This is a genomic window from Nostoc sp., assembly GCF_036917455.1.
GTDB lineage: Bacteria > Cyanobacteriota > Cyanobacteriia > Cyanobacteriales > Nostocaceae > Nostoc.
The window spans coordinates 1-18,144 of sequence record NZ_JBALDK010000172.1 but is presented as its reverse complement, the minus strand read 5'-3'; the positions used below and the strand labels follow the sequence as shown (position 1 = coordinate 18,144).

Below are 18,144 nucleotides of genomic sequence, written 5' to 3'. Positions count from 1 at the left end.
CTATCTTTTCTCGAAGCTCGACAGAGTATGACTTCATTTAAAGGTATTTATATTTTAATTTATTGTACCTCATAACAGACGCAAGTGCTGTAATGGTACTTGCCAATCTCAACGAACCTCTGATTACAACTTGGCCTGTCGTTACAGAAACTTGCTATCTACTCTTAACAAGAATGGGCGATCGCGCCCAAGTAAGTTTCATTATTTGGCTATTCTTTTAAACGTTCCTCTCTCAATCTACAAAAATCCAGCATTGAATTAGATAGATTCGTAAATCTCAAATCTAGGATTGAAGAGAGTTTGCCATATCAACTCCTTAACCGAGATATCGACCTGTAATTTAGGGACTTCCAAGTAAAAAAATATCTCAAAACTGACACAAAAATCTTCTCTCTGTGTTCTCTGCACGGCAGTTGCTTCAAGTCGGGCATTGCCCGCCCAACGCACTGCTTCGCCTCTGTAGTTCGTTCATTTGGATAATTTATTTCCTGGAAATCCCTTACCTGATAGCTTCATGATTAATGGATATGGTGCGATCGGATTTTTCACTTCTACATAGCTGACCACTTTTTATCACAATTTAATCTAAACTCTTGTCCTGAAAATCATGCCTAAACAAAATGCTTTAAAATATTTTTAATCCGTAATTCAATTTAAGAATGGGTAGTGTTACTGTAGTTATCACCAGATACAAAGACACTAAAAGCTCTAATGCTAACGAAGCAATAAAGTAACATATAATACATTGCTTCTTCAACCATCAGCTATCTAACTTCTACCCATCAGCACAATTAATCACGGGATCGCTTGCTGTATTCTTCACAGTTTGTTACAAAAGTACAAAGAAATTCTAGAGACTAAAAACCACATGTTCGGCGGACTTACTGGTTTACAAGATCCTAAAGGCACTGATTGGGGAGAGCGGATGCTCAACACAGTCGCCAGCCAAACGATTCGCCACCTGTTTAGCATGAGCGAGTCAGTAGAAGTCTTTGTGCGCTGCTACCCCTCCAGCAAACTGTTGCAAGGCAGCATTGATAGCTTCAAAATGACCGGTCGTGGCTTGGTGATTCGGAAAGATTTCGCAGTAGAGGAGATGTCTTTTGAAACCGATGCGGTTGCCATTGACTTCGGCTCGGTTTTAAAGGGCAAACTCAGTCTTAAGCAACCTACTCAAGCGATCGCTCAAGTAATCCTATCAGAAGCAGGCATCAACCAAGCTTTTAATGCGGAACTGGTTAAAAAGCGCCTGCTAAACCTCTCCGTACCATCCCTGACAGCATTATCTGGCGGTGAACCAGTTTCCTTTACGGAGGTTCAGGTGCAGCTATTACCAGAAAATCGGTTGCAGCTTGTAGCAAAAGCAGATTTAAATAATGGCGAACTTGTACCCTTGAGCATGACCCTAACTATAGGCATTGAAAGGCGACGGCGAGTTTCTTTCAAAGATCCAAAAATCGAACTTGAGCAAGTACCAGAAGAACAACGGGAAATTTCCCGAACCTTAAGTGTAGCGCTGGTAGAAATTTTAGATAATATGGTTGATTTGGATCGTTTTGACCTTGATGGAGTGAAAATGCGACTCAACCGATTAGAAACTGAAGGTCAAAAACTTATTTTCAGTGGATATGCTGAAATTGAACGTATTCCAAATAGCGCTTGATAAGAAAAAAAACGCAAAAGTTCAAAGTAAAGTTTTCCTGAACAGCTTTGGATGAAGCTTTATATAAATTAAATACCGCCTAGAATCATCTAGGCGGTAATTTAAATATTTAAGTTTTGAAGGGAGTTAGGAGTTATTGATTATAGGTTGTAATTAATTTTTACTTATCACTCCTAACTCCTGTAGAGACGCGATTAATCGCGTCTCTACTTTCTATCTTCCCACGCCTACATATTGGAATCCAGCGCGGATGAGTGTTTCGGGGTCGAGGAAGTTACGACCATCGATGATAACGGGGTGGGCCATCAATTTTGCCATCTTCACATAGTCAAGAGTGCTGAACTGCTGCCATTCGGTGACAAGTACTAAAGCATCGCAGCCATCAGCTAGTCTTTCGGCATCAGTTTCTACTAATACACCAGAAAGACCATGACGCATACCTGTTTGAGAAATAATGGGATCGTAAGCTTTGACTTTGGCTCCCAGTCTATTTAGCTGCTCAATTAAAATCAGGGCTGGAGCATCGCGCAAGTCGTCGGTATCTGGCTTGAAGGTCAGTCCGAGTAGTCCAACTGTTTTGCCTTTGAGAATTTTCAGAACCTGTTGGAGTTTCTCTAGAGCAATCAAGCGTTGGCGTTCGTTGACACTAACGGCAGATTTTAGTAATTGGGCTTCATAACCATAGTCATCAGCAGTATGAATCAGAGCCGAGACATCTTTGGGAAAGCAGGAACCACCCCAACCGATACCAGCTTGTAAAAACTTGTTACCAATGCGGGAGTCTAGACCGATGCCTTTGGCCACTTGGGTGACATCAGCACCAACGCGATCGCAAATATTAGCAACTTCGTTAATAAAACTAATCTTGGTAGCTAAAAAGGCATTCGCGGCATATTTAATCATCTCCGCCGAACTCAGGTCTGTTGCCAGAATTGGCACTGGGGGTAAAGATTGATCGACAGCGTACTTACGTTCTACAATTGGGGCATACAGTTGTTGCATCAAGGCTATTGCTCTTTGACTATTGCCTCCTAGTACAATGCGATCGGGGTTGAAGGTGTCGTGAACTGCTGAACCTTCGCGCAAAAATTCTGGATTGCTTACTACATCAAACTCGGCTGCAAACTCAGGTAATTTTTCATCACTCGGCACTCCACCTGCTGGTACAAGTGCTTTTTGCCGCTCTGCAACACCATCTAGAACAAGCATCCGCACCCAGTCACCTGAGCCAATGGGGACTGTAGATTTATTCACTATCACCTTATAACCACCGTTGAGATTTTCTCCAATCCCACGGGCTACAGCTTCGACGTAACGAGTATCACTTTCACCAGTGGGTAAAGGTGGCGTTCCCACAGCAATAAACAGGATTTCTCCGTGGGAAACTCCAGCAGCAAGATCGCTTGTAAAATGAATCTTCTCGGTTTGAATGGCAGACTGCATAATTTCTGAGAGTCCCGGCTCAAAAATTGGGGACTGTCCAGACTTCATTAACTTAACTTTTTCTTCGTTGTTGTCTACGCAAATTACATCATGGCCAATGTGAGCCAAGCAAGCACCTGTAACTAAACCGACGTAACCAGTACCAATAACGCAAACACGCATTCTTTAACTCCCTAACTTTTTTGGGTGTAGTGTTCAAAAAGAAGTTATCAATAAGACACTTAACAGACTGTTAGTAAACTCAGCCACTAAGCATACCAGCTACCGAGCGGGTGAGCTTGCATGAAAATTCAGAGCGATGTTAGACGCTACTTAGTTGATTGAATTATTGCCATCGCCTTGAATGCGATCGCGGAAATCTTCTATTGTCAGTTTTAACCCCTCTTGCAGAGGAATGGTAGGTTCCCAATTTAACCAAGTTTTTGCCTTGCTGATATCAGGCTGGCGACGGCGGGGATCGTCCGAAGGTAATGCCTCAAATTTAATCTGTGCATCCGGGTTGATCATATTTTGCACAGCTTCGGCCAATTGTAAAATCGTGTATTCACCAGGATTGCCCAAATTGACTGGGCCAATATAGTCGCTATTCATCAGGCGGATGAATCCTTCTACCAAATCAGAAACGTAGCAAAAACTACGAGTTTGCGAACCATCCCCGTACACGGTTAAAGGATTACCCCGCAAGGCTTGAACTATAAAGTTGCTCACCACCCGACCATCATTTTCTAACATTCTTGGGCCATAGGTGTTAAATATCCGAACAACTCGAATATCAACTTTATTTTGTCTGTAGTAATCAAATGCTAAAGTCTCAGCAATTCTTTTACCTTCGTCGTAGCATGAACGAATCCCGATGGGATTGACGCTACCTCTATACTCTTCAACTTGGGGATGAACTTCAGGATCTCCGTATACTTCACTAGTTGAAGCCAAGAAAAACCTAGCTTTCACACGTTTAGCTAGCCCCAACATATTTAGGGTTCCCATGACGTTAGTCTTAACGGTTTTAACTGGGTTGTACTGGTAATGTACTGGTGAAGCAGGACAAGCTAAATGATAAATTTGATCCACTTCTAACCGAATTGGTTCGGTAATATCGTGGCGAATCAGTTCAAAGTACGGATGACCTAACCATTTAAGGATGTTACGTTTATGACCAGTGTAAAAGTTATCCAAGCATATTAATTCATGCCCATCATTCATTAACCGGTCGATGAGATGGGAACCAATAAACCCAGCACCGCCCGTCACCAAAATTCTCATAGTTTCCCAGTTACTTACAAATATTTTCAGTAGCTATTGCACTTACTTTTAGATTACCCAGCTTGGGGACAAAAATACAGAACTGAAAAAAGAACAAGTTTAATCAAAAAGTATTGTTGAATTTACTTATTTTTCTCCAGTTATAACTTTGTAATGTTTTTACCTGCTTCTTTAACAATTTAACTAGCAAAATAACAAACTTAGTATCAATATTGTCAGTCTTCGACTCAAAGTTCATCAAATCTTCAATAATATAAAATGTTTTTATGGTTACTGGTGTTCTCACCTGGAAGCAGCAGAGAATCGACTCTAGGGATATCTGTATAAGCTGTTGTGTTTTTAATTTGCACATTGAGACAGCAGGGGAGCAGAGGAGAGAGTTTACAAGTTTTACCTAAAAGATTATGAGGTAACTTATAAGCGCGACAGCTTATTCCTACGGTCTATTCATTTGTTACAAAGCTTTTTGTAAATGCGGATTGCCAGCCCCAGTTCACTCAGATATACTAAAATCTGCCCCACATCATACAGCAGATGTAATGCTAGTAACTGTGTTAGACATCACTAGATTTGTGCTTTGAGCGCGCTGCGGTTCTCCAAGTATGACAATGGAGCAGGTGAGTTGTCTCGCTAATTGGGTTGTAACATCGCTAATAGCTAATCCTCCAGGACTGGTACGATTGCGGATAAAAGGTAAAACGACTAGATCGTATAATCGTGCAGCCTGCAAAATTGCTTGGGCAACATTTTCATGAGCGATAATTTGAATTTCTGGGGCATTAGCCAAAGCTAAATTAGATACCATTAGGGAGAGATGCGATCGCCTCCAGGCAATTTTACTGGAACTGGTGCGGCGATCGCACACATTTAGCACAGTAATGTGACTCTGATTTGCCTCTGCCAGCATTTGGGCAAATTGTACAGGCTGTAATGTCGGTGCTGTTAAATTTTCTACTGGTACTAAGATGCGCTGAATTTTTTTCGGTGATTCTACTAGACGTGTCACTGCGACTGGACAATGGGATGCCCAAAGCACACCATCAATCACATTCCCAAACAAACGCGCTCGTAATCCAGTCCGTTTTCCCCAACCCATGACAATTAAATTAGCCTTTTGTTCGCGGGCGGCCCGGCTAATTCCTTGAGCAAAGGCATCATCAATTCGCAGCATTGGTTCTGCGGCCACGCCTAATATTCGACTGTGTGCCGTGGCTTTGGTCAATAACTGTTCACTGCGTTGTAGAGACGCTTCTAACTGTGGTGCATCCATGTGAGCAGCAGCAGTAGCGATCGCAAGCGGTATAATTTTTCCCTGAGATTGACGCGCTAATAAGGCCGCCATTTCAATCAAATGCTGTTCGGTATGAGGATTATAGACAGGTACGACTATAGTAAAGGCACTACCTATCTCTGGTGCATTCTGGTCAGGTAGAGATGGTACCAAATCTTCGCCTGGTAAGGAATTCAAACCAACAGCGATTCGACTGGTTATCAACGGCCCCAAGGTTGATGTGACAACCATTAAGACAATCACACTGTGTAATACTTCTAGTGGCAGCAATCCAGCCTGATATCCCACTAAGGTAGCTGCTAAAGTTGTACCAACTTGGGGAAGTGATAGCGACCAGATGGTTAGCGTTTCTTGCCACTTGTAGCCGTAAACTAGTTTTGTCAACAAAGCTGCGATCAATTTACTGACAATCAAACCGACTATCATCAACAGCGTTAACTTGAGCGTGTCCAGGTTGTTAGCAAAGGTGGGTAAATCGATCAGTAAGCCAAGGTAAACAAAGAAAATAGGAATAAACAGCACACTTCCAATAAATACCACCTTTTCTTTGACTGGGCCTTCACCCACCGCTTCATTTACCGCCAAACCCGCTAAAAAAGCACCAACAATTTTTTCTATCCCAATTAATTGAGCGCCCACTGCTGCCAGAAACACAGAAAGCAACACAAATAAAAACTTGTTTCCTTCGTCATCTCCAGACCGCTTGAAAAACTCCTTACCAGCCCAATCAAAACCTGTAACAACAGCAACAGAGTAAATAATTAACCAACCCGACAAGGTAAGTAGTTTAGCAAAGCTGAATGCTCCAGCATGAGCAACACTTACACAAACGGCTAAGATTAACACTGAGCCAACATCTGTAAAAATCTTAGCTCCAATAGTTACAGTAATAGCTTCGTTGTTTACCACTCCCAAACGGCTGATTATCGGATATGCCAAAAGGGTATAGGAAGCGAATAAAGAGCCAATTAATATAGAAGTATTCCAGCTATAGTCTAAAATCAGCCCAACTAAGGTTCCCATCACTAGGGGGACACTAAAAGTCAGGCTAGCAAATCCAAAGGCACGACTTTTTTGCCGGCGAAATTTTTCTAGATCGACTTCTAGTCCTGCGACAAACAGCAAATAAATTAACCCAATGTCTGATAGCAGGTTAATCATCGGCGAGTCAGATTGAAATAAATTCCAGCCAGAAGGACCAAGCACTAGCCCTGAGAAAACCAAACCCACTAATCCTGGTAATCTTAGCCGCTCAAACATGATGGGTATAACTAAAATAACCACCAGCAAAATAGCAAAAGGAACAATTGGTTCCTTGCCAAGAACTTGGGAAGTTGGTTCCAGAACAAGAACTTGTGATATGAGTTCCATAGGTAGGAATTAAAGGAGCTATGGTAAAATTGCGATTACCTTGGGGGCGATCGCCTGATGATATAAATCAATGCAGAAGCCACCTGACGAAAAATAAATAAAAATATTAATAACTTACACTAACCAGGCAATTGTCCAAGAACTAACTACCTACGGATGGATTTGACTTAAAATAAACCGCAAGCGATCATAGTCATCTTTAAGTAGCACGCTTAGATTACGTCCAGCTTTAATGAGCCATTCTCGGTCAGCTTTGCGTAACTGGTATACATCTCGAATGGCAGCTGCGGTTAAAGACTCGACTGGCGCACCGTTAATACAAAGTAGTGTCCGCAAAAAATCTAGTTCTTCAGTAAATTTAATGATCGCTTCTGGTTCACACCGATAAACAGCTTGATGAATTTGCGGGGGACGGGGTGGTAGATATTGATATATTCTTTGGTTATAACCTCGATTCTGAGAAGACTCCTCAAATCCCACGATCGCAGCTCGAAATTCTGTTCTCAGCATGGCAAATATCTGTGGTTGTTCCTCCCGTAAGTCTTGCAATGACAACCCCAACGCCCTAGCTCTGTGGACTGAATCTATGGGCGCAGTCGTAGCATAATATACTATTCCATAAACTTGATTACCAGATTCTTCATCCACAGAACAAACCCAACTACCAAAGGGTGGCATGGAGGGAAAGCTCAAATCTTCTGGCTCTAGACACTGAGCTAAAAATTCTGTACTAGTAGTCTCAATAACCTCCGCAATGTGGTTAGGATGGCGATCGCCAGTGGCAAACTGTGGTAATGGGAGGCGCATGGTAATTTAGTCATTAATCATTGGTAAGCCAGCGCGGTCTTGAGGTTCCCCCCATGAGTGACTGGCGTTCGCCCTTGGCGTGCCGGAGGCATTACCCGTAAGGGTCATTAGTCATTAGTCATTAGTTATTTGCCAAAAGACAAATGACTAATGAATAATGACTAATCCTATTTGGCTTTTTTCCGTCCGGCTATGGTCTCTACGAGTTCCAATTCACTCAGGCGAAAAGTAACTAATTTATCCCAGTTACCACCTTCAAATAATACGGCTACTTTGCCATCAGTCAGTCGTTGCACGAGTCCTTCGTAGCGATAGTAGGTATCTGCGGGATTTTTGACGCGAACAGTTGCTCCAGGCAGAATCATGTTTTTAGCCTTGCTTGTTTCCTTTTAATAGCTTAATACTTCTTAATAGTCATTGGTCATTTAGCAATTGGACTTTGGACAAATGACTAGTGACGAATCAATAATACTTCTGCTTTTGGCGAAAATTTGCTACCGATTCTACGATTCCCAAGGAAATGAAGTTAGTCAGCATAGCAGAACGCCCATAACTCATCCAGGGTAGGGGAATTCCGGCCACAGGCGCTAAACCTACAGTCATGCCAACGTTCACAATCACTTGAAACACGATCATGGATAAAACGCCAATAGCCAACAAAGAACCAAAGTTGTCTTTGGCGGTTTGGGCGACATGCAGTAGACGGAGGCAAATTAAGCCGAAGACAAACAGCACTAATAAACAACCAACAAAACCGAATTCTTCCCCCACTGCGGAGAAAATAAAGTCTGTATGCTGTTCAGGTACGAAATTTAGTTGTGTCATTGGCCCCTTGAACAAACCCCATCCCCAAATTTCACCAGCACCAATGGCAATACGAGATTGGATTAAGTGATATCCAGCACCAAGTGGATCGTGATCGGGATCCATGAATACAGTTAGCCGATCTTTTTGGTATGGTTTTAAAATATGGTTCCAAGCGAAGACTCCTAATTCGCCACCGAATATATTAAGAGTCCACGCACTGATAGCACCAAAACCAAATCTCCGCCAGGGCAGAGTTTGCCAACCCACAATAGCCATCGCAGCAGACCAAATTAGCCCTAATGGGCCAAAAGATAGTTCTTTGAATAAAACTATTGGCTCTGAGAAAGGCCAAGATATACTAAACAAAATGGCAGCAACCACAGGAGAAATCATCAGAATTAACCAGCCTGGGTTAGCATTTGCCCAGTAAAGCATTCCTAAGACGATCGCACCAAATACCAGTGATGTTGCTAAATCTGGCTGCAAAAATACTAATCCCCAAGGGATGGCAGTGATTGCCAGAACGCGGAAAACACCTTCGAGGCTAGAAGCAGTCTGCCTGTGTAGCAAAGCCGCTAAGGTGATAATCATGCCGATTTTGGCAAATTCTGAGGGTTGTACGTTAAATCCGGCGATACTAATCCACCTTTGTGCCCCTTTAGCACTAGTACCAGCAATCATCACAGCAATTAAGCTGAAATTCGTTAGTGAGTATGTTACCCAGTGCCACTGCATCAAGAGTTCGTAACGGATGCGAGATAAAAATAGGGCTATAAGCACGCCGATACCAGCGACCATCCAGTGCCACCACCAGTCCGTTACTGGCTGCTTCAGTTCTGTACTGAGAATCATGGTGCCACCAAAGATACTAATAGCAACTGGCAAACAAAATAGGAGCCAATCTACATGCTGCCAGGGCTTAACCCAAGACTTCCAGCGAATTTTGGGGAGCGATCGTTTTAACAACATTGTGTCAATTTAGACGTTAGCTTTAATTGTTGGGATTGGGGATTGGGAATTGGGAATTGGGAAAAAATCAACAGTTATCCTTCCCCTACTTCCCCACTCCCTAATACCCAATCTTTAGTATTCCCAAGCTATAGCCCAGGAAGTAGATAGAAATTAAAATTTATAATTATGTCAGGGCAGCAACTGATACTTTACCAGCAATGGTAAGAGCGATCGCGGTTAATGCTTTTGCCGAAGCTGAATCTGGATCGCCAACAACTATGGGCACACCACTGTCACCACCAACTCTTGTGGAAATTTCTAATGGTACGCACCCCAACAGTGGCACTCCTAATTCGGTGGCTGTTTTAGAGCCACCACCAGAACCAAAGATGTCATATTGCTTATCAGGTTGGTCGGGGGGGATAAAATAGCTCATATTTTCCACAATTCCCAATACCGGGACATTCATCTGCTGGAACATCCGCAATCCCTTGCGAGAATCTAACAGAGCTACATTCTGCGGCGTGGTGACAATTACCGCCCCTGCCATTGGCACTGCTTGAGTCAAAGTTAACTGAGCATCTCCCGTTCCCGGTGGCATATCTACAATTAAATAATCTAATTCTCCCCATTGCACTTGATAGAGAAACTGGCGAATTACACCATTGAGCATAGGCCCCCGCCAAATTACTGGTTGATCTCGGTCAATCAAAAAGCCCATTGAAACTAATTTTACACCGTGATTAAAAGCAGGTTCCAGGATGTCACCTGTTTCAGTAGAACGCACAGTAATTTGGGCATCAGCTAGTCCCAGCATGGTAGGGTCGTTGGGGCCGTAAATATCAGCATCTAACAAACCGACTTTTGCCCCAGTTTGAGCTAGAGCCACTGCAACATTTACCGCCACCGTACTTTTACCAACGCCACCTTTACCACTGGAAACAGCAATAATATTTTTGACACCAGAAATGCCAGTGCGGTCTGGCAAACTTTTTTGTTGCGGTGTTTCTGCGGTTACTTCTATACTGACATCTGTAACACCTGGTAGCTTTTTGACAGCTTTCTGACAGTCTTCAACGATAAATTCACGTAAAGGACAAGCAGGAGTGGTCAACACCAAAGTGAAACTAACCTTACCATCGTCAATTTTGACGTTACGAATCATATTCAGTTCAACCAGACTTTTACGGAGTTCTGGATCTTCCACTGGTCGCAAAATTTCTAAGACAGAGCGAGAATCGAGGACATCGTACATAAAAATTCAAAATGAATAAATACACTTGCGGCGAACTTAGTTATCAACTGGATACTTTCTTAAGTAAGGTCAGCTTAGTGGTTTCACTGTCAATGCCGTAATAAAATTTAGTAAATGGCATTATTACCTATATAGAATCTTAACTTTCTTTGGGCATTGGGAATTGGGCATTGGACACTTACTTGTACTGAGCAAACGCGAAGAGCGTCTCTTAGAGAAGCCGTAAAGCCTGCGGCATAGCTTCGCTTAGGGCGTAGTATCTCCTAGAGAAGTATTGGGATATAGGGGAATGGCACGCTTGTAAAGGGAAAATCGTTGAGGCTTTTGGGAGCAGAGGAGCAGGGGAGCAGAGGAGCAGAGGAGAAAGAAGAAGTTTTAGGTATTGCGTTCGGATATTTAGAAATTCCCCTCTGCACCCTTGCACCCGGACCTCTGCAATACTTGTGCTGCATACTCTTCAGCTTAACTTAGTGCCATTTGGATATAGGGGTTATTCTCCTTGTCCCCCTTGTCTCCCTTGCCTAAAAATCAAAACAACTGTCATTAATGGATTTTTTCTTACTAGATACCGTTGGCAATGCCGTTTTTTCGACTGCCTCGATTAAAGACCGTGCTACGCGGTCTACATAAGGACGGGATAAAGACCAAATTAAGGGCGATAACCATCCGCGTAGTGTTACAGAATAAGACAAACAAGTACCACAAACTGTTGATTCTACTTGATAAGTTATCCGTTCCTCTATCCCAGGAATCGCCAGCACTCGGATACTCAGCATCTCTCTAGGATTGACGCGCTCCACAAAAATACGGATGGGAATCGGCGAAAAGCGCGTTACTGCGTGAAAAATTAATCCCGGTTTGGGTACTAATCCATAGGGTACATTAGTACTCTTAAGTAGTGGATGCCAGGAAACATCTGTGAAGTCAGCGACTTTTTGCCACAATTCATCTACAGAAGCAGAACTTATCTCTCGATACGTCCGCACCAGAGAAGCGCAAAACCGACGACGTTTGCGGTGGATGAATTTGGATAACCAATCTTGCATTTTCCTAATCCTCCCCCTCTCTAGACACTTTCTGGTAACTCTGGTATTGTGGGCAACTACGCTCAGTTCTTGGAATGTCAAATGAGCGAAATAGTAAAAATTAACAAAAAAAACTCAGTCAATATACAAGCCTATACGCATTTGAGGGAAAATAACTCTAGTGATGCCTATCAATCGTATAAATGCTTAACCTAGTAAGAAAAAAGCGGGTTGGGCAAATAGAGCTTGATTGTTGGCGCGTGTTTCCCCCAAATTTTAAGATAAGAAATTTGTGGCTTTCTGGAAATTGTAATTTAGGTTTGGGAATCTATGTTGACCAACTCGCAAACACCAACTCTAGCAGCAGAATCATCCAAGTCCTTGCCAGCACCTGATGCTCAGACTAGAGTCAGTCAGTTTATGAAACAACTGCAAGACGAAATTACCGAATCATTGGCAAAACTAGATGGTGTGACTAAGTTTCATGAAGATAGTTGGGAACGTCCTGAAGGGGGTGGAGGGCGATCGCGCGTGCTGCGAGAAGGTGCAATATTTGAACAAGCAGGTGTTAATTTTTCTGAAGTTTGGGGTTCCCATTTGCCAGCCTCAATTTTAGCTCAACGCCCTGAAGCCGCAGGACATGGCTTTTATGCCACGGGAACTTCAATGGTGTTACACCCACATAATCCTTACGTGCCCACAGTTCATTTAAATTATCGCTACTTTGAAGCGGGGCCAGTTTGGTGGTTTGGTGGTGGTCTTGACTTGACACCTTATTACCCTTTTGCTGAAGATGCGGCACATCTACACAAAACATTAAAACAGGCTTGTGACAAACACCACCCAGACTATTACTCGGTGTTTAAGCCCTGGTGCGATGAATATTTCTACCTTAAGCATCGTGATGAGACACGAGGTGTAGGTGGTCTATTTTTTGATTACCAAGATGGTCAAGGTGCTTTATATCGCGGGCCAAATCCCAATGGAGACGCGGCTATGCATAGCAATCAAGTGGGAACCTCAGAAACCCGCAATTGGGAAGATTTGTTTGCCTTTGTCCAAGACTGTGGCAGAGCATTTTTACCAGCCTATGTACCCATTGTAGAACGGCGACATGGGATAGAGTATGGCGATCGCCAACGGAATTTTCAACTCTACCGCCGGGGACGGTATGTAGAATTTAACTTGGTTTATGACCGAGGGACTATTTTTGGTCTGCAAACTAACGGACGTACCGAATCAATTCTCATGTCCCTACCGCCCTTAGTGCGCTGGGAATATGGCTATCAACCGGAACCCAATACCCCCGAAGCCGAGTTGTATGAAACTTTTCTCAAGCCTCAAGATTGGATCAACTGGACACCCAGTTAATAGTGCTGAGTTAGGAGTTAGGAGTTCTTCCCTACCTCCCTCACTCCCCACTCCCCCATTTTTAATTGCTACTCAGTACTGTTTTAGTGAGTTAAACTACTAAAGTTAAGCACTTAGCAGAAATAGGTGACAATTTTAGCGATGGCTTGTTAATCTCAAGTGACAGCATTAGACAATTCTGTGTAACTAGCTAATCTTAAAAGGAATGCCACGGGGAGGGCTTTAGTGATTCAGATAGACCAAAAAACTTATACAACCCAAGACGGAAACACAGTTATTGTCCTGACACCAGCAGGTCGTCTAGACATTACCACTGCTTGGCAATTTCGCCTGAAGTTACAAGAGTGTATTTCCAAACTCAGTCGCCATGTAGTTGTAAATCTGGCTCAGGTAAATTTTATTGATAGTTCTGGTCTAACGTCTTTGGTAGCAGGGATGCGCGATGCTGATAAAGTCAAGGGCAGTTTCCGCATTTGCAATGTACATCCAGAAGCCAAACTCGTGTTTGAAGTGACAATGATGGATACTGTCTTTGAAATCTTTGAAACAGAAGAGGAAGCTTTAGAAGGCGTACCTCGTAGCATCGCTAGCTAAAAAAGGGTTAGAAGTTAAGAGTGAGGAGTTAAGTGAAACTTCATAACTCGTAACTTATAAAACATAAGCTCATCTTATCAGATACTGGTTTCGCTTGGTGTAGCGATAAGGGCCCATAATCGCTCCCCAAGTTGCTTTTCCAGTTGCTGGATCGATTCCTTTGTCATAGCTGTGAAATTCTGCCCCAGTAGTTTCAAACCCCAAGGAAACATAGGCGCTATTGCCAAGATAGGTAAAGCTGCAACAACTCTCTGGTTGTGGGGTAGCGGTGAACTTATAGCGATCGCCAGCTAGTGTTTCCTGAGCTACTGTTAGGATACAACCTGGTAGTAAATCTAATTGTTCGGGTGTCAGTGTGTTCAGAAGAGCAGGGTTATTGCCTGCACCTTTTAATGCATCTGGGTCTTGAGGCATGTAGTATTGTACTTCCAGAGATGTGTCAGAATTACCACCCTGGCGCAACCGCATAATTCGCTGGCGGTAAGGTTTATCTAGATTAATCGCGTTAGCTTGTTCGGCAAACAGGGTAATACTATCTTCTGTGAACAAATTCACTGGTCTTTGCCACATTCGGAGATGGACATACCAAACTGGTTCCTCGATGGCTTGTTCCCGATTATCAAATTCACCAGCTAGGTACTCACCTAAAGCAATTAACTGTGGCGAGAAGTTCATAAATGCGATAAATAAATTATTAAGGATAAAAATTTATGGCTAGTTTTTTTAGAGGAAAGGGTCTTATTCCCTGTGGTCACTAGCTTATAAAATGTTTCTGATTTGTTTATATTGTAGATGAAACCGTCACCAGTCAAAAGCTAAACTTGGCAAAGTCGCCTTTAAGCGAGAAAATAAAGATACGTCGCCCTTAACATTTTCTTTGTGAATAACGTCCGTACTGTCTCTGATACAAAACGAACTTTTTATAATCTGCACACCCGTCCGATTAACACTATTTATCGTCGTGTGGTAGAAGAATTGATGGTAGAAATGCATCTACTGTCAGTAAATATCGATTTTAGCTACAATCCAATTTATGCCTTGGGTGTCGTCACTACTTTTGACCGCTTCATGCAAGGCTATCAACCAGAACGAGATCAAGAATCAATTTTTAACGCCCTATGTCGGGCTATAGAACAACATCCGCAACATTATCGACAGGATGCTGAAAGATTGCAAGCTGTAGCTAAAGGTTTGCCAGTTAAAGATTTAATTGGGTGGCTAGGCCAAACTACTTACTTAGATCGAGATGCTGACTTGCAAGCACAATTGCAAGCGATCGCCAACAATCCTAACTTTAAATACAGCCGTTTGTTCGCAATTGGTGTATTTTCGTTATTGGAACAGTCAGATCCCGAATTAGTCAAAGACGAAAAGCAACTAACTGAGGCGCTAAAAGCGATCGCGGCTGGCTTGCACGTATCTGATGACAAACTCAACAAGGATTTGGAGTTATACCGTTCTAACCTAGACAAGATGGCGCAAGCCTTAGTGGTGATGGCAGATATGCTCTCAGCCGATCGCAAAAAACGCGAACAACGTAAACAACAATCAGCTACCCCCGTTGCTCCCCCAAGTTCCAACGAATAGTTAGGAGATGTTAGTTAGGAGTGATGAGTTGTTAATAACTCCTCACTCCTAACTCGTCACTCTTAATTTTAAACACCCAATAATTTGTAGATTAAGCTGTTAATTATAGTCAGGGTAAATGCCCCAACAACAGCACTCCAAATCCCATAACGTAAGCGAAAGCCCTCTACTAACCAAGCAGCAATACTAAAACAAACTACGGCAATCATAAATGTGAAAATGCTGGATAGTAAGTCCAATGTGAGTAAATTGGGGACTGCAAAAATGAGGCTTAAAATCGGTCTGACTATTGCCGTCACGATACCAAGCACTGCGGCAGAAAGAAAGGCTTTACCAGGAGTATCAATTTCAACTCCTAAAGGTAATTTACTAATTATCAACAGGCTGATAGCTGTTACTAGCCAAACAATTAAAAGCGTAACGATATTCATGCCACAATCCCTGAAACGTGAATGGCAATTGGTGATAAATTACTTCAGTTTATCGGTGTAAAAATCTTTAAAGCTCAACCAATTATTTGTAAATTAGCAGAAGTTTGCTCGCTAACCGAATTTTGTTTTAGATATCTTTAGGATTGAGAAAAAGCTTCAGAGGGAATAAGGAAGAAGCAGGGGGCAGAAGGGAAAAAAGTAATTTTTAATTCTTCCCCTTGTACCTAGCAAGAACTACTTCTCTGACTTTTTTGCCCAATCCCCCATACTTCCTATTTCATCTTTTCAGAGGAGGTTGGGTTTGTTTGGGTGCTACAGGCACTTTGGATGCTGGTGGGTTGGAAATACCAGGATTGATAGGATTGATACCTTGTCCAGTTGGAGGCTGACTTAGACCTGGTAAGGGTACAGAATTAGGTGCTAAAGGAAATTTAGGGCTAAGATTGCCTTCAGGATTGATGCCTGGAACTGTTCCTGTACCAGGATTGATTGGGAAAGAGGGAATATTAGGCTGGTTAAGTGAGTTTGTAGGTATTTGAGATGGGCCGGGAATAATTCCCAAAGAAACGCGATCGCCTCCTACTTGCCGTAATAAATCCAATGTCTCAATCACATCATTATAAGTTGCTGTCCGCGAAGCATTCAGCACCACAACAGCACTGGGATTTGCTTGGAGATACTGTTTTAACCTCCCTCCCAAATCGTCGCGTTTTACAGGCTGTTTTTCTATGTAAGTATTGCCAACGGCATCGATAGTTACAATCAAACTTCCACTCTGTGATGCTATTCCAGATACTATACTAGGGCTGGCTTTGGGCAAATCAACATTTATTGCCTGTTGCCGCGTAAATTGTAATGCCGCTAATAAAAAAAACGTCAGTATACAAAAAACAACATCAATTAAAGGAATGATTTGAATTTGGACTTCTTCAATTGGGGTATGTAGATTAACTTTCATTTTCTCAATTTAAACGTCTAGTTTTCGGGTTGAATTCTTGCTGGACTAATTAGCTGCATTAGGTGGTTCAGGAGGTTCAGGCAACCTAGTCTTTCCTGGCTTACGGGGTGGAGTGAAATTTTCCCGCACAATTGCTGATGTACTATTACTAAAATCAGGGGGGGATTGGCGGTAGAGTAATTCCATTTCATTGCCTGCCTTCCGAAAAACTTTGATTTGGTTAACTACAAAACTTTGAAAGAGACGGTAAAATACCAAACTAATAATGGCAACTATTAGCCCCGTTGCCGTAGCAATTAGGGATTCACCAATACCAGTAGTTACCCCAGCTGTCGATTCAGTTCCCAAATCGCCAATCCGAATTGCTCGCAAAGCTCTGATTAAACCCAAAACCGTGCCCAACAATCCCAGCAATGGCGCGAGGGCAATTACGGCTTCTAAAAGCTTTTCGCCCCGCCGCATTCCAGCCAATTCATCTTCTGCTGTAGCCTCAAGTGCGAGTCGAAAGGTTTCTACATCAGTTTTTGGAAAACGTAAGGGGGCATAGAGAAAACGTCCGATAGGTTGATGACTTGCTTGTTTGGCAATGTCCGCAGCTGCTTGCCAATTATCCTGAGCAGCATCCAGAATGCGATCGACTATTTGCTTTTCCTGAGTCAAAATTCGCAGCCAGAACCACAGACGCTCAAAAATCACACTAAAAGACAGAACCGATAGGACAAGCAAAGGCCACATCGCCGGCCCGCCCTTATAAAATAAATCTAAAATATCCACTGTTTAAGTTTCCTCCCTGCATAACTAGAGCAAATGTGCTAAAGCATTTTAATTCTAGAGATTAATGCAAAATGAGGGACTTCCAAAATATAAATTTATCGAAAAGCTAAAAAGACACTCTAAGCATGGAGTCTAGGACTTAGACTGCTGGACAAACTTGGTGTTGGGTAGGCAATTGTAGGTAGGTAATATTGTCACGAACAAAGTTCATTGAGTTGTTGATTTCATGTGCCACATCTGCCACCAGTTGACCTAGACTAGACATTTTTTCACTTTGAACCATTTCAGAACTTACGCATTGACAAAAAAGACAATAAATGCGGTAGGGGAAATCGGAAAAGAATAGGCGATCGCTAGTCAGCAGGGGACTGGAAAGACGGATAATTTACACTGTCTCTATTGAGGATATGGGCAATCAGAGCGACAACCAAGCCATCGACCGCCAAGTGTGATCTGAATACTTATACTCTGTTTCTACTGGCAGAATCAAAATATCCAGGCTGCACACGTTTGGCAGATATCATGGAAGATTTGTCACATGATAGTGTCAACA

At 42.7% G+C, this 18,144-nt stretch carries 17 protein-coding genes and 2 pseudogenes; 6 read left to right on the top strand and 13 right to left on the bottom strand.

Annotation, left to right across the window (positions count from 1 at the left end):
* Positions 1–92 precede the first annotated feature (92 nt).
* Positions 93–221 carry a hypothetical protein gene (locus V7K42_RS18495; protein WP_334918563.1) on the top strand — a complete coding sequence of 43 codons (129 nt, stop codon included), beginning with the start codon at positions 93–95 and terminating at the stop codon, positions 219–221.
* Between the two features lie 647 nt (positions 222–868).
* On the top strand, positions 869–1,663 hold the full coding sequence (locus tag V7K42_RS18490) for an LmeA family phospholipid-binding protein (RefSeq protein WP_334918561.1): 795 nt from the start codon (positions 869–871) through the stop codon (positions 1,661–1,663).
* Positions 1,664–1,876: 213 nt separating this feature from the next.
* Here the strand turns inward: V7K42_RS18490 and V7K42_RS18485 are convergent, their stop codons facing one another.
* From V7K42_RS18485 to V7K42_RS18450, 8 genes are all read right to left on the bottom strand, one after another.
* Positions 1,877–3,268, bottom strand: coding sequence for a UDP-glucose dehydrogenase family protein (locus V7K42_RS18485; RefSeq protein ID WP_334918559.1), 1,392 nt, complete (start codon positions 3,266–3,268; stop codon positions 1,877–1,879).
* A gap of 150 nt (positions 3,269–3,418) precedes the next feature.
* Positions 3,419–4,369 carry a UDP-glucuronic acid decarboxylase family protein gene (locus V7K42_RS18480; protein ID WP_334918557.1) on the bottom strand — a complete coding sequence of 317 codons (951 nt, stop codon included), beginning with the start codon at positions 4,367–4,369 and terminating at the stop codon, positions 3,419–3,421.
* Positions 4,370–4,892: 523 nt separating this feature from the next.
* Positions 4,893–7,031: a cation:proton antiporter domain-containing protein gene (locus V7K42_RS18475; protein WP_334918555.1), complete on the bottom strand. Its 2,139-nt coding sequence runs from the start codon at positions 7,029–7,031 to the stop codon at positions 4,893–4,895.
* A gap of 150 nt (positions 7,032–7,181) precedes the next feature.
* Positions 7,182–7,838: an HAS-barrel domain-containing protein gene (locus tag V7K42_RS18470; RefSeq protein WP_334918553.1), complete on the bottom strand. Its 657-nt coding sequence runs from the start codon at positions 7,836–7,838 to the stop codon at positions 7,182–7,184.
* Positions 7,839–8,005: 167 nt separating this feature from the next.
* Positions 8,006–8,203: an NAD(P)H dehydrogenase subunit NdhS gene (locus V7K42_RS18465; RefSeq protein WP_012411449.1), complete on the bottom strand. Its 198-nt coding sequence runs from the start codon at positions 8,201–8,203 to the stop codon at positions 8,006–8,008.
* A gap of 97 nt (positions 8,204–8,300) precedes the next feature.
* Positions 8,301–9,614: a rod shape-determining protein RodA gene (gene rodA, locus V7K42_RS18460; RefSeq protein WP_334918551.1), complete on the bottom strand. Its 1,314-nt coding sequence runs from the start codon at positions 9,612–9,614 to the stop codon at positions 8,301–8,303.
* A gap of 166 nt (positions 9,615–9,780) precedes the next feature.
* Positions 9,781–10,851, bottom strand: a complete 1,071-nt coding sequence (locus tag V7K42_RS18455) for an Mrp/NBP35 family ATP-binding protein (RefSeq protein WP_094339663.1) — start codon at positions 10,849–10,851, stop codon at positions 9,781–9,783.
* A gap of 521 nt (positions 10,852–11,372) precedes the next feature.
* A complete protein-coding gene (locus V7K42_RS18450; RefSeq protein ID WP_334918549.1) occupies positions 11,373–11,897 on the bottom strand; it encodes an SRPBCC family protein in 525 nt (174 codons plus the stop codon).
* Positions 11,898–12,206: 309 nt separating this feature from the next.
* On the opposite strand from V7K42_RS18450, the gene hemF reads away from it, so the two are divergent.
* Together hemF and V7K42_RS18440 are read left to right on the top strand one after the other, a co-directional pair.
* Positions 12,207–13,247 carry an oxygen-dependent coproporphyrinogen oxidase gene (hemF, locus tag V7K42_RS18445; protein WP_334918547.1) on the top strand — a complete coding sequence of 347 codons (1,041 nt, stop codon included), beginning with the start codon at positions 12,207–12,209 and terminating at the stop codon, positions 13,245–13,247.
* Between the two features lie 225 nt (positions 13,248–13,472).
* Positions 13,473–13,841: an STAS domain-containing protein gene (locus tag V7K42_RS18440; RefSeq protein ID WP_094328250.1), complete on the top strand. Its 369-nt coding sequence runs from the start codon at positions 13,473–13,475 to the stop codon at positions 13,839–13,841.
* A gap of 69 nt (positions 13,842–13,910) precedes the next feature.
* Here the strand turns inward: V7K42_RS18440 and V7K42_RS18435 are convergent, their stop codons facing one another.
* On the bottom strand, positions 13,911–14,516 hold the full coding sequence (locus V7K42_RS18435; RefSeq protein WP_334918545.1) for a chromophore lyase CpcT/CpeT: 606 nt from the start codon (positions 14,514–14,516) through the stop codon (positions 13,911–13,913).
* Positions 14,517–14,720: 204 nt separating this feature from the next.
* On the opposite strand from V7K42_RS18435, the gene psb29 reads away from it, so the two are divergent.
* Complete coding sequence (psb29, locus tag V7K42_RS18430; protein WP_334918543.1) at positions 14,721–15,428, top strand: photosystem II biogenesis protein Psp29; 708 nt, start codon at positions 14,721–14,723, stop codon at positions 15,426–15,428.
* A gap of 68 nt (positions 15,429–15,496) precedes the next feature.
* Here the strand turns inward: psb29 and V7K42_RS18425 are convergent, their stop codons facing one another.
* The 4 genes and pseudogenes from V7K42_RS18425 to V7K42_RS18410 form a co-directional block, all read right to left on the bottom strand.
* Positions 15,497–15,859 (bottom strand): phage holin family protein, encoded by a 363-nt coding sequence (locus V7K42_RS18425; RefSeq protein WP_334918541.1) that lies wholly within the window; start codon positions 15,857–15,859, stop codon positions 15,497–15,499.
* A gap of 277 nt (positions 15,860–16,136) precedes the next feature.
* Positions 16,137–16,817, bottom strand: coding sequence for an ExbD/TolR family protein (locus V7K42_RS18420; protein WP_334918539.1), 681 nt, complete (start codon positions 16,815–16,817; stop codon positions 16,137–16,139).
* Positions 16,818–16,862: 45 nt separating this feature from the next.
* Positions 16,863–17,591 (bottom strand): MotA/TolQ/ExbB proton channel family protein, encoded by a 729-nt coding sequence (locus V7K42_RS18415; protein WP_334918537.1) that lies wholly within the window; start codon positions 17,589–17,591, stop codon positions 16,863–16,865.
* Positions 17,592–17,754: 163 nt separating this feature from the next.
* Positions 17,755–17,880: pseudogene (locus V7K42_RS18410) on the bottom strand (sensor histidine kinase); the annotation flags it as partial.
* A 125-nt stretch (positions 17,881–18,005) separates the two neighbouring features.
* On the opposite strand from V7K42_RS18410, the pseudogene V7K42_RS18405 reads away from it, so the two are divergent.
* Positions 18,006–18,144: pseudogene (locus tag V7K42_RS18405) on the top strand (IS701 family transposase); the annotation flags it as partial.

What these genes read in the sequence shown, in the direction of transcription:
- V7K42_RS18495 (WP_334918563.1), top strand. Translation starts at nt 93, where the DNA reads ATGGTACTTGCCAATCTCAACGAACCTCTGATTACAACTTGGCCTGTC.
- V7K42_RS18490 (WP_334918561.1), top strand. Translation starts at nt 869, where the DNA reads ATGTTCGGCGGACTTACTGGTTTACAAGATCCTAAAGGCACTGATTGG.
- V7K42_RS18485 (WP_334918559.1), bottom strand. Translation starts at nt 3,268, where the DNA reads ATGCGTGTTTGCGTTATTGGTACTGGTTACGTCGGTTTAGTTACAGGT.
- V7K42_RS18480 (WP_334918557.1), bottom strand. Translation starts at nt 4,369, where the DNA reads ATGAGAATTTTGGTGACGGGCGGTGCTGGGTTTATTGGTTCCCATCTC.
- V7K42_RS18475 (WP_334918555.1), bottom strand. Translation starts at nt 7,031, where the DNA reads ATGGAACTCATATCACAAGTTCTTGTTCTGGAACCAACTTCCCAAGTT.
- V7K42_RS18470 (WP_334918553.1), bottom strand. Translation starts at nt 7,838, where the DNA reads ATGCGCCTCCCATTACCACAGTTTGCCACTGGCGATCGCCATCCTAAC.
- V7K42_RS18465 (WP_012411449.1), bottom strand. Translation starts at nt 8,203, where the DNA reads ATGATTCTGCCTGGAGCAACTGTTCGCGTCAAAAATCCCGCAGATACC.
- rodA (WP_334918551.1), bottom strand. Translation starts at nt 9,614, where the DNA reads ATGTTGTTAAAACGATCGCTCCCCAAAATTCGCTGGAAGTCTTGGGTT.
- V7K42_RS18455 (WP_094339663.1), bottom strand. Translation starts at nt 10,851, where the DNA reads ATGTACGATGTCCTCGATTCTCGCTCTGTCTTAGAAATTTTGCGACCA.
- V7K42_RS18450 (WP_334918549.1), bottom strand. Translation starts at nt 11,897, where the DNA reads ATGCAAGATTGGTTATCCAAATTCATCCACCGCAAACGTCGTCGGTTT.
- hemF (WP_334918547.1), top strand. Translation starts at nt 12,207, where the DNA reads ATGTTGACCAACTCGCAAACACCAACTCTAGCAGCAGAATCATCCAAG.
- V7K42_RS18435 (WP_334918545.1), bottom strand. Translation starts at nt 14,516, where the DNA reads ATGAACTTCTCGCCACAGTTAATTGCTTTAGGTGAGTACCTAGCTGGT.
- V7K42_RS18425 (WP_334918541.1), bottom strand. Translation starts at nt 15,859, where the DNA reads ATGAATATCGTTACGCTTTTAATTGTTTGGCTAGTAACAGCTATCAGC.
- V7K42_RS18420 (WP_334918539.1), bottom strand. Translation starts at nt 16,817, where the DNA reads ATGAAAGTTAATCTACATACCCCAATTGAAGAAGTCCAAATTCAAATC.